At 61.5% G+C, this 16754-nt stretch carries 9 protein-coding genes and 1 riboswitch; of the genes, 2 read left to right on the top strand and 7 right to left on the bottom strand.

From position 1 onward, the window contains the following. Positions 1 to 53: 53 nt before the first annotated feature. Positions 54 to 225, top strand: a riboswitch (FMN riboswitch). Positions 226 to 327: 102 nt separating this feature from the next. Beyond that, positions 328 to 837: a 6,7-dimethyl-8-ribityllumazine synthase gene (locus tag BMZ46_RS02440; RefSeq protein ID WP_039772077.1), complete on the top strand. Its 510-nt coding sequence runs from the start codon at positions 328 to 330 to the stop codon at positions 835 to 837. Positions 838 to 968: 131 nt separating this feature from the next. On the opposite strand, the gene astE is transcribed toward BMZ46_RS02440, so the two are convergent. The 7 genes from astE to BMZ46_RS02405 all read right to left on the bottom strand — a co-directional run bounded on the left by astE (position 969) and on the right by BMZ46_RS02405 (position 8675). Beyond that, the gene (astE, locus tag BMZ46_RS02435) at positions 969 to 1979 is read right to left on the bottom strand and encodes a succinylglutamate desuccinylase (protein ID WP_007951052.1); all 1011 of its coding nucleotides are present in this window, start codon (positions 1977 to 1979) and stop codon (positions 969 to 971) included. A gap of 11 nt (positions 1980 to 1990) precedes the next feature. Beyond that, complete coding sequence (locus tag BMZ46_RS02430) at positions 1991 to 2281, bottom strand: topoisomerase II (RefSeq protein ID WP_074688195.1); 291 nt, start codon at positions 2279 to 2281, stop codon at positions 1991 to 1993. A 59-nt stretch (positions 2282 to 2340) separates the two neighbouring features. Then, positions 2341 to 3687, bottom strand: coding sequence for an N-succinylarginine dihydrolase (astB, locus tag BMZ46_RS02425; RefSeq protein ID WP_064598800.1), 1347 nt, complete (start codon positions 3685 to 3687; stop codon positions 2341 to 2343). Between the two features lie 73 nt (positions 3688 to 3760). Next, complete coding sequence (astD, locus tag BMZ46_RS02420) at positions 3761 to 5230, bottom strand: succinylglutamate-semialdehyde dehydrogenase (RefSeq protein WP_170844879.1); 1470 nt, start codon at positions 5228 to 5230, stop codon at positions 3761 to 3763. Beyond that, positions 5227 to 6252 (bottom strand): arginine N-succinyltransferase, encoded by a 1026-nt coding sequence (gene astA / locus BMZ46_RS02415; protein ID WP_027612638.1) that lies wholly within the window; start codon positions 6250 to 6252, stop codon positions 5227 to 5229. The genes astD and astA overlap by 4 nt, the downstream gene beginning before the upstream one ends. A gap of 51 nt (positions 6253 to 6303) precedes the next feature. Next, positions 6304 to 7323, bottom strand: coding sequence for an arginine/ornithine succinyltransferase subunit alpha (gene aruF / locus BMZ46_RS02410; protein WP_064598807.1), 1020 nt, complete (start codon positions 7321 to 7323; stop codon positions 6304 to 6306). Positions 7324 to 7454: 131 nt separating this feature from the next. Then, entirely contained in the window at positions 7455 to 8675 is a 1221-nt protein-coding gene (locus BMZ46_RS02405; protein ID WP_074688199.1) for an aspartate aminotransferase family protein, read from the bottom strand. A 68-nt stretch (positions 8676 to 8743) separates the two neighbouring features. Between BMZ46_RS02405 and BMZ46_RS02400 the strand changes: the two genes are divergently transcribed. Beyond that, a complete protein-coding gene (locus BMZ46_RS02400; protein ID WP_254778401.1) occupies positions 8744 to 16702 on the top strand; it encodes a dermonecrotic toxin domain-containing protein in 7959 nt (2652 codons plus the stop codon). Positions 16703 to 16754 lie beyond the last annotated feature (52 nt).

Below are 16754 nucleotides of genomic sequence, written 5' to 3'. Positions count from 1 at the left end.
CACGGCCTGGCAATCTGTGTTAAAAACGCTGCGCCGCCCGATAAAGGGCGGCGAAACGTTCTCAGGGCGGGGTGCAATTCCCCACCGGCGGTAATTGCGCGCAATGCGCATAGCCCGCGAGCGCTTGGTGACGGACACGGCAAAAGCCGTGAGCGGCGGCAAGGTCAGCAGACCCGGTGTGATTCCGGGGCCGACGGTCACAGTCCGGATGAAGAGAGAACGGGATTGACGCCAAAGGGCCGTCCGCCGTGTATGCGCGAGCGTGCGTACCCTTGAATCCCTTTCGATTCATAACGCCCTGTTTTTCACACAAACAGGAGTCAGAACATGCAACCCACCGCTATCGACAGCAAAAGCAAACACCCTCACGGCGAGCGCGTCGCGTTCATCCAGGCCTGCTGGCACAAGGAAATTGTCGACCAGAGCCGTAAAGGCTTCCTCGCCGAAATGATCGCTCAGGGCTATCAGGAATCGGACATCGATTTCTTTGAAGTCGGCGGCGCCTTTGAAATGCCCCTGCACGCCAAGCTGCTGGCCAAGACCGGTCGTTATGCCGGTATCGTCGCGGCGGCCCTGGTGGTGGACGGCGGGATCTACCGTCACGAGTTCGTCGCCCAGTCGGTGGTCAGCGGCCTGATGCAGGTGCAGCTGGAAACCGAAGTGCCGGTGTTCTCGGTGTCGCTGACCCCGCACCACTTCCATGCCGGCGAAGAGCACCAGAAGTTCTTCTTCGAGCATTTCGTGCACAAGGGTCAGGAAGCGGCGAAGACCTGCGCCGATACGCTGCAGAAGGTGCGAGCGTTGCGCCGCACCGAGCCGCGTGCTGTAGCGGTCTGACCCCACAATGATCGTTCCCACGTCGAGGCGTCGAACAGTCTGCGTGGGAACGCCTCAATGGACGCTCTGCGTCCGCTTTGGGACGCGGAGCGTCCCGGGCTGCATTCCCACGCGCAGCGTGGGAACGATCATCAGGCAAGATTTTCGTCAGTGGTCGGCACGATCAGAATGCCCGCTCGCAGGCCGTTCTTGACCTTGGGATTGGGGAAGATGATCCGTGCGCCCTGCTCTTCGATGATCCAGCGGGTATTGGCCAGATCTTCGGCCAGCACATAACCCACATCCAGTTCCGAAAAGTTTTCGATGTCCGCCGGCAGGTTCAGCCGGAACGCATCGCTGTGCTTGATGATTTCCCGGGCCACGCTGAACAGTTGCAGACCGTCCAGGCCCTGCTCGGCCATCTCCGGTTCGGTGCCTTCGATGATCTGCTTCAGGCGGGTTTCCAGCAGCGACACATTGACCCCGGCGTTCTGCCCGAATGGCCGCGCCTTGCCCAGTTCCAGGGTGAAGGACTCGGCCCCGAGCTTGTCGTAGGTGTAGGAACTGAACACGATCGACGGTTTGTTCTGCAGCAGCACCGCTTCCATGCCGGCGGCGCGCAGGCGGGCCAGTTCAAGACGGGAATGCTGGCGACCCTCCTTCCACGGATACAAAGCGAACTGCTCGATCTTCGAACCGCGAATCGCCGTGTGCAGGTCGTAGTGCAGGCGCTGACGATCAGGAAGGCTGAAGAAACTTGCCGCCAGCCGTTCCAGCTCGCAGGCACGCAGGGCTTCGGAACCGCTGCTTTGTTCGTGACGGCCATTGAACAGCCGATTGACGTCCTGCTCGACGAAACGCTCGCCCTTGCGAATCGCTTCCGGGTTGCCGAACAGGAACAGAATACGTGCGCGCGGCTTCAGATCGCCGCGAGCGATGTCATGCAGCAGCCGGTCGAGCAGTTCGATCGGTGCCGTTTCATTGCCGTGGATGCCTGCCGACAGCAGCAGGTCCAGGCCATTGTCGCGCGCTTCGGGTGGCCGGACTTCCAGCGCCCCCTCGCTCAACCAGCGCATGCGCACGCCTTCGACAGTCAGTTGAGTCTTCTCCGCCGGTTCGCGGCCGGCGAGGGTCAGTTCAAGCAGTTTGCCGAGGGCGAGCATAGAGCGTTTCCTTAGTGGTCGTGATTGCAATCCGGGCCGTGCACGTGGCCTTCATCGTCACCGAGGTCAGCCGGTTCCATCTCCAGTTGCAGACTTACCAGATTAGTCGCCAATGGGCGCAACAGCAGGTTGGCGTACTCTTCGTCGCCCTCTTCGACGTCCACGCCGATCAACAGTTGGCCGCGGCCGTCCTGCTGGATCCACAGCTCTTTGCCTTGCCACATGACCGCGACGCGGGTGCAGGAAGTTTGCAGTTGCGTGCCGTCAGTGTCTTCAAGGATCAGCTGCAGGGAATCGCTCATGTTTTACGCTCTCTTGGGGAGATGGAACCGTTCGCCGCGACGAGGCGGAGTATCGGTCATCAATTGATCTGGAATGGATAAACCGCGCCCAGTTTAAGGATTTGCGTCAGTTCATCCAGTGCCGTCCGGCATTCAAGCAGCAACTGCGGATCCGCCAGATCGCTTTCGGTCAGGCGGTCGCGGTAGTGCTTTTCAACCCATGCGGTCAACGAACCGTACAACGGGGCGGTCATGATAACCCCTGGGTTGACGGCCGCCAGCTCGGTTTCGTTGAGCGCGACGCGCAGACGCAGGCACGCCGGGCCACCGCCGTTCTGCATGCTTTGCTTGAGGTCGAAGACTTTCACTTCACGGATCAGGCCGCCGGAGCTGGTCAGGCCTTGCAGGTAATTCCATACGCGCTCGTTGCCACGGCACTCTTCCGGCACGATCAGCAGCATCGAACCGTCAGGGCGCGACAGCAACTGACTGTTGAACAGGTAGGAACGCACCGCGTCATCCACGGTGACCGCCGAACGCGGCACGCAGACCGACTGGAACTTGCCGCCGACCTTGGCCAGTTTGGCTTGCAGTTCGGCCAGCATCTGATCGGTGTCGAGGAACGCGTCCTCGTGATAGAACAGCACCTCGCCGTTGCCCACCGCGATCACGTCGTTGTGGAACACGCCCTGATCGATCACCGCCGGGTTCTGCTGCGCGTAGACCACGCCGTCGTCACGCAGGCCGTGCAAACGAGCGACTGCTTGCGACGCTTCGAGGGTCTGGCGCGCCGGATACTTTTGCGGTGCCGGATAGCGGGTGTCGAACGCACTGCGACCGAACACGAAGAACTCAACGCCAGCCTCGCCGTACTCACGGCAGAAACGCGTGTGGTTCGCTGCGCCTTCGTCACCGAATTGCGCCACCGCCGGCAACGCGGCGTGGTGAGCGAAGTGTTGCTGGTTGGCGAACATCGCGCCCAGCACGCGACTGGTGGTCGGGTGCTCGATGCTGCGGTGATATTTGCAGTTCAGGTTGGCGGCGGTGAAGTGCACGCGACCATCAGCGGTGTCGGCACTCGGGCTGACCGTGGCGGCGTTGGCCACCCACATGCTCGACGCCGAGCAACTGGCGACCAGCAGCGGCATCGCTTCTTTGGCGGCGCGCTCGATCACCTGAGCGTCGGTGCCGCTGAAACCCAGGCGGCGCAGAGCAGCCACATCCGGGCGCTCCTGCGGTGCGAGCACGCCCTGCTGAAAGCCCATTTCCATCAGCGCTTTCATTTTCGCCAGGCCTTGCAGCGCCGCTTCCTTCGGGTTCGAAGACTGCTGGCTGTTGCTCTGGGACGCAACGTTGCCGTAGGACAGACCACCGTAGTTATGGGTCGGCCCCACTAGACCGTCAAAATTGACTTCATAGGATTTCATCAGCGAGGCTCCACGAGAATCTGTTTTTATAGGCATCAAATAACAATCGAGTGCAATCGAGGCGCGACGCGCCTCACACCATCTTCACGCCAGGCGTCAGGGCCGCCGGCAACACCAGGCTCGGGGTTTCCAGCGAGGCCACCGGGTACGCGCAGTAATCCGCCGCGTAGTAGGCGCTGGCGCGATGGTTGCCCGAAGCGCCGACACCGCCGAACGGTGCGCTGCTCGCGGCACCCGTCAGTTGCTTGTTCCAGTTGACGATCCCGGCACGGCTTTCCAGCCAGAACTGCTGGTAGCGCTGTTCGGAATCCGACAGCAGGCCAGCGGCCAGGCCAAACGCGGTGTTGTTGGCTTCGGCAATCGCGGCTTCGAAATCGGTGTAGCGAATCACTTGCAGCAGCGGACCGAACAGTTCTTCGTCGGAACGATCGGCAACCGCCGTCACATCAACGATGCCCGGAGTCAGCAGCGCCGACTGCGCCTGCGGCTGAGTCATCGCCAGCAACGACACCGCACCATTGGCCAGCAGATGCGCCTGGGCATCCATCAAGGCTTTTGCCGCGCCAAGGGAAACCACCGAGCCCATGAACGGCGCCGGCTGCTGGTCGAACGCGCCGACCTCGATGGTCGAGCTGACTTCCACCAGACGCTTGAGCAAGCTGTCGCCCCACGCGCCTTCCGGCACCAGCAGACGCCGGGCGCAAGTGCAACGCTGACCGGCGGAAATGAACGCCGACTGAATGATCGTGTACACCGCTGCGTCGAGGTCGGCGACCTGATCGACCACCAGCGGATTGTTGCCGCCCATTTCCAGCGCGAGGATCTTGTCCGGACGACCTGCGAACTGCTGGTGCAGGTGATTGCCGGTACGGCTCGAACCGGTAAAGAACAGACCGTCGATGCCCGGGTTCGCTGCCAGAGCGATCCCGGTTTCGCGGGCGCCTTGCAGCAGGTTCAGGACACCGGCCGGCAGACCGGCTTCGATCCAGCACTTGACCGTCAGCTCGGCGACTTTCGGGGTCAGTTCGCTTGGCTTGAACAGCACGCTGTTACCGGCCAGCAGCGCCGGCACGATGTGGCCGTTCGGCAAATGGCCAGGGAAGTTGTAAGGGCCGAACACCGCGACCACGCCGTGGGGCTTGTGGCGCAATACGGCGGTGGCGTCGCCCAACGGGCCGCTCTTCTCGCCGGTACGTTCGCGGTAGCTCTGCACCGAGATCGCGATCTTGTTGACCATGCTGGTGACTTCGGTCGCGGCTTCCCACAGCGGCTTGCCGGTTTCCTCACCGATGGTGCGGGCCAGTTCGTCAGCGTGATTTTTCAGTGCAGCGGCGAACGCTTCGAGCACGCTGATGCGATCTTCCAGGGTACGCCGGGCCCAGCTTGGGAATGCCTGACGCGCAGCCTGCACGGCCGACTCGACCTGAGCGGCGGTGGCGCCCTCCCCCGACCACAGCACTTGCTGGGTCACCGGGTTCAACGATTGAAAGGCCTCGCCCTGACCGGCCAGCCACTCACCTGCGATGTATAGCGAATTCATTATTTCGACTCCCGGGCAGCGGACAACGCCACGGCGCGAACCTGATCGCCAGCGTTGAGTTGAAGACGTTTGGCGGTCAGCGGATCGACCACCAGGGTGCCGGCGGCCAGACGGGCCGGCGCAGCCGTGATGCGGCAATCTTCGCGTTTGCGGTTATGGATGATGAACGGCGTGGCGTCGTCGCCCGGCGTGCCGATGGCCAGCACCAGCGCCTCGCTGTCACGCACCGCGCGGATCTTGCTGGTCTCGCACTCGATGGCCGGGCCGGCGTCGAAGATGTCGACGTAACCCTGATAGCTGAAGCCTTCGCTCTTGAGCATTGCCAGCGCAGGCTCAGTATCCGGGTGCACCTGGCCGATGACGTTGCGCGCGTCCGGCGACAAGAAGCAGGTGTACAGCGGGAATTTCGGCATCAGTTCGGCGATGAACGCCTTGTTGCCGACGCCGGTCAGGTAATCGGCCTGACTGAATTCCATCTTGAAGAAGTGACGGCCCAGGCTTTCCCAGAATGGCGAACGGCCGGCTTCATCGGATACACCGCGCATCTCGGCAATGATCTTGTTGCCGAACAGCTCCGGGAATTCGGCGATGAACAGCATCCGCGCCTTGGACAGCATGCGGCCGTTGAGGCCGGTGCGGTAATCGGCGTGCAGGAACAGCGAGCACAGCTCGGAGTTGCCGGTCAGGTCGTTGGCCAGGAACAGCGTCGGGATCTCGCGATAGATGTTCAGCTCCTGCGAGGCGCTGACGGTCAGGCCGACGCGGAAGTTGTACCAAGGCTCGCGCAGACCGACGGCGCCGGCGATGGCGGAAATCCCCACCACGCGACCGTTGTCGTCTTCGAGCACGAACAGGTAGTCCGCGTCGCCACGGCCGGCTTCACCGCGAAAGGTCTTCTCGGCCCAGCCGACCCGGTGGGTCAGGCGCTCTTCGTTGGCCGGCAAGGTGGTCAGGCCGGTGCCGGTGCTGCGGGCCAGGTCGATCAGAGCGGACAAATCGCTGCTGCGTACGGGACGAACAATCATGCTATCTCCTCAAACGGGCCGCCGTGGCCACCCGTGAAACTCGCTAAGGCGTTAAACCGCCACCAGGCGCACGCTGGCACCTTCACCGACGCCCAGGGCTTCGGCCGCTTCCAGATCCAGGGTCACCGGTTTGCCGGGCGCGTAATCCAGCTCAAGCAATACCGCGCGGTAATCCTGCAACTGGGCGTTGGCCACCAGATACTGGCGCCCGGCACCTTTGACCGGCTCGCCGAGCTTCACCGGCACCACACGGCTCTGGGCGATCGAACGGATCCCCGAAACACGCGCATGCAGGGTCGGGCCACCGTCGAAGATGTCGATGTAGTGATCGGTCTCGAAGCCTTCACGCATCAGGATGTCGAAGGTGATCTGCGCACGCGGGTGTACCTGGCCCATCGCTTCCTGAGCGGAGTCCGGCAGCAGCGGCACGTAGATCGGGTAATGCGGCATCAACTCGGCGAGGAACGTCCGGCTTTTCAGGCCACACAGGCGCTCGGCCTCGGCGTAGTTCAGGTCGAAGAAGTTGCGACCGATGGCATCCCAGAATGGCGAGTCGCCGTTCTCGTCGCTGTAACCGACGATCTCGGTCACCACCGAATCGGCGAACCGCTCAGGGTGGCTGGCGACGAACAGCAGACGGCCACGGGAGTTGAGCTCGGCCCACGGCGAACCCACCAGCTCGCGCTGCACGTAGAAACTGGTCAGCAAGCTGTTGCCGGTCAGGTCGTGGCATTGCGAGAGGACGTGGATCTTGTTGTGGATCTTCAGCTCGCGGGAAGCATGCACGAAGGTCTCGTTGCGAAAGCTGTAGAACGGCTCGGAGTAACCGGCCGACGCGACGATTGCCGAGCAGCCCACCAATTTGCCGGTGGCAGTGTCTTCGAGGACGAAGAAATAACTCTCCTCGCCGTTGAAGCTCACCTCGGCGGCAAACGAGGCTTCGCTCGCAGCGATCTTGTCGCTCAGGCGTTCAACGTCATCCGGCAAGGAAGTGACACCAATCGGGCTGTCCGCAGCCAGACGCTGTACCTCGCCCAGATCAGCCATTTGCGCGGGGCGCATCACCAGCATGGTGTCACTCCTTTCTCTACTTCAGGTCGGCGAAAGCGCCGACTCGGGAAAAAAATGCCGGGCAGGCCCGGCACAGGAAAATGGTCCCGGCGCCTGTCGATCACGACAGACGCCGGGCGGTCTTGCATGAATCAGGCTTGCGTCAGTTTCGCCGCAGCACGTTCGAAGCGATCCAGACCGGCGTCGATGTCCGCGTCTTCAACCACCAGGCTCGGGGCGAAACGGATCACGTCCGGGCCGGCCTGCAGAATCATCAGGCCTTCTTGTTCAGCGGCGTTGAAGATGTCCTTGGCCTTGCCTTTCCAGGCATCGCTCAGCACGCAACCGATCAGCAGACCGAGACCGCGCACCTGGGTGAACAGGCCGTATTTCTCGCCGATCTGTTGCAGGCGGGTCTTGAACTTGTCGTGCTTGGCGTTGACGCCGTTCAGCACCTCAGGGGTGTTGATCACGTCGATTACCGCTTCGGCCACGGCGCACGCCAGCGGGTTGCCGCCGTAAGTGGTGCCGTGAGTGCCGACAACCAGATGCTTGGCCAGCGCTTCGGTGGTCAGCATCGCGGCGATCGGGAAACCGCCGCCCAGGCTCTTGGCGCTGGTCAGGATGTCCGGGACCACACCGTAATGCTGGTAGGCGAACAGGTTGCCGGTGCGGCCCATGCCGGTCTGCACTTCGTCGAACACCAGCAGCGCGTTGTTCGCGTCGCACAGTTCACGGGCACCTTGCAGGTAAGCCAACTCGGCCGGCAGCACGCCGCCTTCGCCCTGGATCGGCTCCAGAACAACCGCGCAGGTCTTGTCCGAAACAGCGGCTTTCAGCGCCGCCAGATCGTTGTACGGCACGTGGGTGATGCCGGTGATCTTCGGGCCGAAACCGTCGGAGTACTTCGACTGGCCACCGACGTTCACGGTGAACAGGGTGCGGCCGTGGAAGCTGTTGAGCGCGGCGATGATTTCGTATTTTTCGGTGCCGAAACGGTCGAACGCGACGCGACGGGCCAGCTTGAAGGCCGCCTCGTTGGCTTCGGCGCCGGAGTTGCAGAAGAACACGCGCTCGGCAAAGGTGGCGTCGATCAGCTTGTGCGCCAGACGCAGGGCCGGCTCGTTGGTGAACACGTTGGACACGTGCCACAGCTTGTTCGCTTGCTCGGTCAAGGCACCGACCAGCGCCGGATGCGCGTGACCCAATACGTTGACGGCGATACCGCCGGCGAAGTCGATCAGCTCGCGGCCGGCCTGATCCCAGACGCGGGAACCGGCGCCACGCACCGGAATGAAAGCGGCAGGCGCGTAGTTGGGAACCATAACCTGGTCGAAATCGGCGCGTTGTACCGCAGCGTGCTCAACGGACATCGGAGTCTCCTGATGAGGGCCACCCGCCTGAAACTGGCGAGCGATGGGGGGATTGTAAGGACAGTTTTGTGCCCGGCCTTGTCGCCAAGCGACAACTTCTTATAGCGCAAACCCCGGATTTTCCCGGGTTTACGGCAATGCGACATATACCGTCGCAAAGGCGCAGTTTAAACCGTCGACGACAATTGCAGCAGGCCCGAGAAGATATCAATTGCAGGCCACAGCGAGGTCATATCTATATACCGCACCCCGCTCGGGACTTTTTGATTTGCTTGGCTCATTTCCAGACGCCAAGGCGCAATCCCATGCAATCACCGACCGAACCACAACCGGGCGTCATACCCGGCAATTCCCCCTCACACTATCAACTTCTGGTGGATGCGATCCCCGAATGGCTGAGCCAGGCCTCTTCCAGCCGGCGCGCGGCATTGAAGAACAACCGGCGCGCCGTCACCGACAGCATCAGGAAAGCCCCCCAGGCACAGCACGATCAATTGCGCGCCGCGATTGCCGGGCATATGCAGGTGCAAAACGGCATCGACCAGAGACTTGAGCAAGTGCAGGACGCCAGCGCTTATGCCGAGCCCCTGCTCAAGGCGGCACTCAAGTCACGATTCGGCCTGGAGCTGGACGTGAAGGAAACCTTCCTGCGCCTCTATCTACCTGCCACCACGCCCATTTTCGGCATCAGGACAGGTGTGCGCAGCTGGACGGTTTCCCTGATCGATGCCGCACTGCACAACTTCCAGAAGGACGAGACCCGGGACGAGGCCTACGACACGGACTCCGGTTTCATCACTCGCCCGTCCCAGACCGGCCAGTTCGAAACCTTGCCGCAGATCCGCGCGAAGATCAGCATTCCCGCCTTCATCAGCCTCTGCCGGGAGCTGGATATCGGCGCCAGCTATAAGGCCTATCTTGAAGACTGTCTGGGCATCTCCAACCCGGTCGTTGCCGCCATCCTGCCCGACAGGCTGAGGGAGAGTCAGAAAACCGCCCTGAAAGCGGCCCTGCAACTGGCACGCATCAACGGAGACATCGGCGAGAACTGGTTGCGGCTGATCAACGGGATGCTCGACGGCATACAGGGCATGCGCATCAACGGTCACACCTTGCGCTGCCAGGATTTGACGATGATGTCGGCCCCCCTCACCGGCATCGTGGTTTTCGCGGCGGATCTGGAACAGGCGAGGGTCGCACTCGGAGTAGTGGCCTACATACCGGGCGACCCGGAACACCCGATCAAGGAGTACGCCTCGAGTGCGGACATGGAAAAGGAACTGGCCCGCCAGTTGCGTTCGCCGGAGTACCAACGCTTTTTTGTCCAGTTCGTCGGCCACGAACAACGAGGGCATTTCCTTGCCGATCTGAACCGGCGCCTGAGCCAGGTGAAATGGCATAAACCGGAGTCAGGCAGCCAACTGCCCCCCTGGCGAGACACACCGATCGAAAAGCCCAAGCTGCAACTGGCTGTCTCGCCCATCACCGGAGACCTCTGGGAACACCTCTACCAACGCAAACTGAATAAAATACTCAACGACGCGGCCACCCTTGCCGTCCCGACTGCCTACGCCGACCGAAAAGCGCGCTGGGCGCTTTGGGATTCCCTCGTCGACATAGCCTCCTCGATCCTCCAGATCGCCTCGTTTGTCGTGCTGCCCTTCGTGCCGTTCCTGGGCGAAATGATGATGGCTTACATGGCCTGGCAATTTCTCGACGAGGTCTTCGAAGGCATTGTCGACTGGGCCGAGGGGGCCGTCACCGAGGCCGGTGAACAATTGTTCAGCGCCCTCGAATCGCTGGTTCAACTGGGAGCCTTCGCCATCGGCGGCGGCATCGCCATGACGGAGCTGCCCAAGGTACTGCCACCGAGCGTCGTCTCATTCGCTGACCGGTTCCAGCCCGTCAAATTGCGCAACGGCAAGACCCTGTACTGGAAACCGGACCTCAAACCCTACGAAAGCCCGATCGTGCCCCCAGAAGGTGCCGCACCCGACCAGCAAGGGTTGCACTGGCATCAGGGCAAAAAACTGATGCCGGTCGATCAGAAGCATTACGCGGTCAGCGATCACGCCCATCCCGACAAGTTGCAGATCGAACACCCGACCCGACCGGATGCTTACCGCCCGGTCGTCTTTCATAATGGCGAAGGCGCCTTTCATACCGAACTCGATCGACCGCTGGAATGGGATAAGGCGGTTGCATTGCAGCGTCTGGGTCCGAACATCGAGCCGTTCTCCCCCACCCGTCGCGAACAGATCCTCAAGGTCAGCGGTTGCCACGAAGATGCCTTGCGCAGGATGCACGTCGATCACGAGCGCGTCCCCCCGCTGCTGGCCGACACGATCCAGCGCTTTCGGATCGATCAGGATCTGCAGGATTTCATCAGCAGGATGGCCAGCGACCAGGCCGAGGATTACCTTCGTGCCGATCCGCTGCTGCAGCTCCAGCTGCTCAATGATCAAAAGCTGCTGCCTGGCACCCGACGCCTGCGCCTGATCGATGGGCAAGGAGAAGTTCTCTGGCAATCCTCCGCCGATGAACATCTGCCGATCATTGACCTTCCCCAGGATCGACTGGTCGACGGCGACCTGCTCAAGACCTTGCTGCAGTCGCTCGGCGAACAGGACATCAACGCCCTGCTGGCGGAAGAGTTCGGCCAGATGATCGCCCTGGATGCCCGCACTCGCCAACTGAGAAGCCGGATCGCGCAGATCGCGACATCGCGCCGTACGGCATTGTTCGAGGCACGCTATCAGGCGCTTCAACATCGCGAAGATGCGCTGGTGAAAAAGGTTGCAGTGAAGGAGCCGCACCTGCCCGCCAGGCTCACCGAAGAATTGCTGCACACGGCCACGGGTACCGAACTGCTGGCCATCGACGCCGGAGAATGGCCGGAGCGCCAACAACATCTTGCCACCGCCGCGACCCACGAACTGCGCATCGCCCGTGCCTATGAAGGCCTGGAGCTGGACTCGGTGCACAACCCGGATACCGATACGCTGGCGTTGCACAGTCTCAAAAGGCTGTCGGGATGGTCGAAGGATGTCCGACTCGAAGTCCGGGCCGGATCCCCCGAGGGAGCATTGCTGGACAGCACCGGTCCGCAATCGGCCGCTGTCCGGAAAGTGCTGGTGCGCAGAACCGATGGCCACTGGCAACCGTTTGATGATCAAGGGCTGGAATTGCACGCGCCCACCGATTTCTACACCTGCGTGTTGCAGGCATTGCCGGATGCGCAACGACAGGCCCTGAACCTGCAGATCGGCGAAGGCACAAAACTCAGGCAAGCCATTCGTGACAATCCAGTGAATCGGAACGACCTGCGCCTGACGATTTCCGATATCCCCCAGCAGCCAGAGGTCGTCGACACATTGCGACTGGTCGGTACACAAGGCTATGCCCGGGAAAACCCGCAAAGTCCGCGCACCCTGGAAAACCGCATCAGGCAGGTTTATCCAGGCATGGCGGACGACGATATGCCTGCCATGGTGCAGCACCTTCGAAATCACCCTGACGGCCCGCTCGCGGAACTGTCGCGCCTTCAGCTCGAGTACGCACAACTGGACAGCGACCTGACCCAATGGACGATCAATACTCCGCGGGTCGATCCGGACACAAGACAGGCCCTTTCACCGATCCGACACGCAGCCGCCCAGCGCGACCGCCAACAATTCGCCCATGCAGTGCGTCGCTGCTGGCGCAGGGAAACGTCGGAGCCGGGCGGTTTCCGATTGCAGTTTGCAGAGCCTCTGACGGGCGAACTGCCGGTCCTGAGCGCGAATTTCGATCATGTCACCAGCCTTGAGCTGACAGGCTCCGACAGCAATGGCCAGATCGTCCGATTCCTGCAAGGTTTCACACGCCTGCGACGACTGGCATTGAATCACTTCGACCTGGATGACCTGCCGCACCCGATCACCACCATGACCTCGCTGCGACAACTGAGGCTGCGCCATTGCGGCATTACTCTCACTCCGCAAAACCAGTTGCTGCTGTCATCGCTCAATGAGCTGACCGCCCTTGACCTGCAAGGCAATCCCCTGGGCATCACGATGGACGTCAATGCCCTGTCGGCACTGCATCACCTCAACCTGACCGATACCGGAATTTCCGAATTGCCCCACGGCTTGCTGGCTCACCCACGGATCAAAAGTGTCTGGCTTGCCAACAACCGGCTCACCGCTCTTCCCGAGGTCATGTTCGAGTTCTCCCCCGGCACCACCGCTGGATACGATTTTTCCGGCAACCCGTTTTCCAGCGTCACGCGGGAACGGATAAAGGTCTACTTCAACCGGACAGGCAACCACATGGGCGTGCGGGCCGCACAATCGGAGATCGACCGGACCAAGGCCCTGTTCACCGATCTCAATGATCGTCAGGCCAGTGAGCTGGTCTATCGATTGCCGGGGTCGCTCATTCAAGGGCAGATCCAGCTGACTCGCTGGGAAACCGAGATTGCACAGATGACCGCCGACCTGGCCGCCTGGGTCAGGGACATACCCGACCGCAACCCGCTCACGGGCGAACTGTTCAGCTTCGATGAGCGACTCGCCGAGCACTCGGCGCGAGACGTGTTCGCCGGGCGGCTGGAACGGCTCTGGCGTCATCGCTCGACAGCGCATTCACTGATGAGGGCGGAAGTGTTCACCGCTCAAGCGACGTTCAGGGGGGAGATGCCCGAGCTCACGGCCGATTTCAGCCACATCACCACGCTGTCCATGACCGGCAACAAGGGCATCAGCAGCATCGGCGCCTTTCTGCGCACCTTCCCACGCCTGACCAGTCTGATTCTTCAGGACTTCACACTCGAAGGTGCGTCCCAGTCCCTGGCGCAGCAAAGCGCTCTGACAACGCTGACGTTGAACAACTGCGACTTGAAATTCACCGCCGAAATCCAGGCGGCACTGGCAGCGATGCCCGAACTGGAACTGCTGGAACTGCCTGACAACCCGCTTGGCAGCGCACCCGATCTGAGTGAACTGGGCGAACTGACTTACCTTGATCTGTCCAATACCGGCATAGTGGAAGTGCCGCCCGGCCTGGCGGGTCATCCGAAACTGAAAACCGCCATCGTCAGCGAAAACCGCATAACAGAAATTCCCGACGCCTTTTTCTCGCTCCCGGCCCGCGCCAGCGAAGGGCTCGATTTTTCCGGCAACCCGTTGACCGCCGAGACGCGGGAAAGAATCAAGACCTATTCCCGCGAGCACGGCCCGGACTTCGGCGTCCTCGCCGACCCGACGGACATTGGCATCACCAAATCGTTGTTCCCCGGTCTGGACGATGAAGAAGCCAGTGAAGTGTTCTATGGCTTGCCTGGCGATATCGAGCATGGCCGCTCCCGGCTCAGGCACTGGCAGGCGGAGATTGAACAGCTCTCGTCGGACCTCGCGCACTGGATCAATGCGACGCCGACCAGACACCCGATTACCGGGGAGACGATGAGTCCGGCGCAAATGTTCGCGGAGCACACGCAAAGAACGACATTCGCCCGGCAACTGGAACAGTTCTGGCGTGCGAGAACACCGGACACCCCCAGGCAAAGGAACGACACACTGATCCTGAACGTTGCGCTCATCGGTGACCTGCCTGCCCTGTCGGCGGACTTCAGTCACGTTTCCGACCTCTCGTTCAGAGGCAACAATGCACTGAACGCAATGGACACCTTCCTCGACTCGTTCAGCGGACTGCGACATCTGGAACTGCATGACTTCTCCTTCAATCAACTTCCCCCGGCCTGTGAACGCATGCCGTCGTTGCAGCGCCTGATCATCGAAAACTGTGCGTTGACATTGACCCCGCAGACACAGGCCAGCCTTTCCTCCCTGAGCCGGCTGCAATACCTGAACCTGAGCCGCAACCCATTGGGCGCCCCGCCCTCGCTGTCGGGCATGACGGCACTGGTGCATTTGCGACTGACAGACACGGCAATCACCCGCCTGCCGGACGGCATGTTCGATCACCCACGACTGAGTGCCGCCATCCTGGACAACAACCTGATCAGCGAGCTGCCCGATGGCGTGTTCAATATCCCGTCACCACACCCCGCGCAACTGAGCTTGACCGGTAATCCGCTGAGTGCGGCCAGCCTCGAACGCATCAAGGTCTACTTCCAGGAGAAACGGCAGAATTTTGGAGTCTTCATGCCTCAAGAGGATCTGGACCGGACCCTGTCGCTCTTTCCAGACCTGGATCGCGAGGATGCCAATCGCGTGCTGTATCTGTTGCCGGGAACGCTTGAGGACGGCCGGATGCAGATTGCGAACTTGGAAACGCAGTGGCAACAACTTGACGAAGATCTCACCGCTTGGGTTGTCGATGTACCCGAGCGCTTCCCGGCCACCGGTGAGTTGCTGAGTAACGATCTGCGACTGGCAGAACAGGCGGATCGCGAAACGTTCTGCCGGGAACTCGAAGCGTTCTGGCGTGAACGGTCGCAAGAACAGCCCGAGATCAGGTCACAGACGCTGAACCTGAATATTGGGTTTGTCGGCGACCTGCCTCCATTGCGCACAGACTTCAGCCATGTGCTGAGCCTGTCGCTCACGGGCAATACGCAACTGCGGGTCAACGACCGGTTTCTCCAGTGTTTCAGCGGGCTCAAGGCGTTGGAGTTACGCGACCTGGGACTGGGACAGTTTCCGCGAGCGATCACCGGGATGCCTGCACTTGAAGAGCTGGTGTTAAGCAATTGCGACCTGGTACTGGACAACGAGGGCCGGACGGCTCTTTCGGCGCTGACCCGACTCACCAGCCTGGATCTCTACCGCAATCCGCTGGGCCGGGCGCCCGATTTGCGACGCATGACAGCCCTTGAGTATCTGGATCTGGCCAGCACCGGCATCCGCGAACTGCCCGAGGGTCTGCTGGATCTGCCGAACATCGAGACCGTGGTACTCAACAACAATCAAATCACTGACATTCCCGTGGGCGTCTTCGAACTGCCAGCCACTGCAGGCGCCGGCTACGACTTTGGGGACAACCCGCTGAGCGCCGGCACTCGTGAGCGCATCAAGGATTACTTTCGTCGCAACGGCGAGGATCTGGGCGTGCTGGCCGAGCCGGCGGATATCGCCCGCGCCCGCACACTCTATCCGGCGCTGGACGATGAGCACGCCAGCACTTTCGTCTATCGTCTGGACGGCACGCTGGCGGACGGCCGAAACGAGTTGACGCGCCTGGAAGCAGAGCTCGAAACGCTGCGGGGAAATCTCGCTGCATGGGAAGCCGACATTCCCGACCATCCGCTGACCGGACTGCCGCTGAGCACGCAGGAGCGCCTGCAAGAGGAATACAACAGGGCGCTCCTCGCGGAAGGGTTGTTGATGTGCTGGCGCAAGATTCCGGTGGAGGGTGGGAGCGTTGCCGAGCATCGATTCACCTCGACCGTTTCGGTTCGGGGTGAACTGCCGACATTGCAGGTCGAGCTCAGCCATGTGTCGGACTTTTACCTGGTCAATACCGCCGACCACTGGCCACGCCTCGGCCGGTTCCTGGACGCGTTTCCCAACCTTGAACATGTCGATATCCGTGGCTACGACCTCGGCACGGTGCCCGAGGCCATCTTCAGGATGAACCGGCTCACCACCCTGAGTCTGCCCGCCTGCCGTATCACCCTGACCTCGCATGAAGTCAACGGGCTGGCCGGGCTGCATTCGCTTGAGCTCCTGCATCTGCAGGACAACCCCCTGACACTGACGCCCGACCTGAGCAATCTGCAGCGCCTGAGCGATCTCGACCTGAGCACCACCGGCATCCGCGAAATCCCCAGGGGCGTGCTCGAAAATCACAACTGGATGGAAATCGACCTGTCAGGCAATGAAATCACCGAAGTTCCGGACGAACTTCTGGAAGTACCGGCCTACATCGGTGATCGTTACGACCTGCGCGGCAACCCCTTCTCCGCCGAGGCCATGAACCGCATTCGTATGTATTACCAGGAAACGGGACATACGCTGAATGTCGACAACGTGGTCGGACAGCAGGCTCCTGTAACTCGTCCCGGTGTCGCCATGGAAGATTGAAAGCCCTGAAAACGACAACGCCATGGAATCGGAATCCATGGCGTTGGTCTTG

This window comes from Pseudomonas sp. NFIX49 (assembly GCF_900115915.1).
In the GTDB taxonomy this organism is placed as follows: domain Bacteria; phylum Pseudomonadota; class Gammaproteobacteria; order Pseudomonadales; family Pseudomonadaceae; genus Aquipseudomonas; species Aquipseudomonas pharyngis.
Note: the sequence above shows the minus strand (reverse complement) of the source record. Positions and strands in the feature narration are given on the sequence as shown.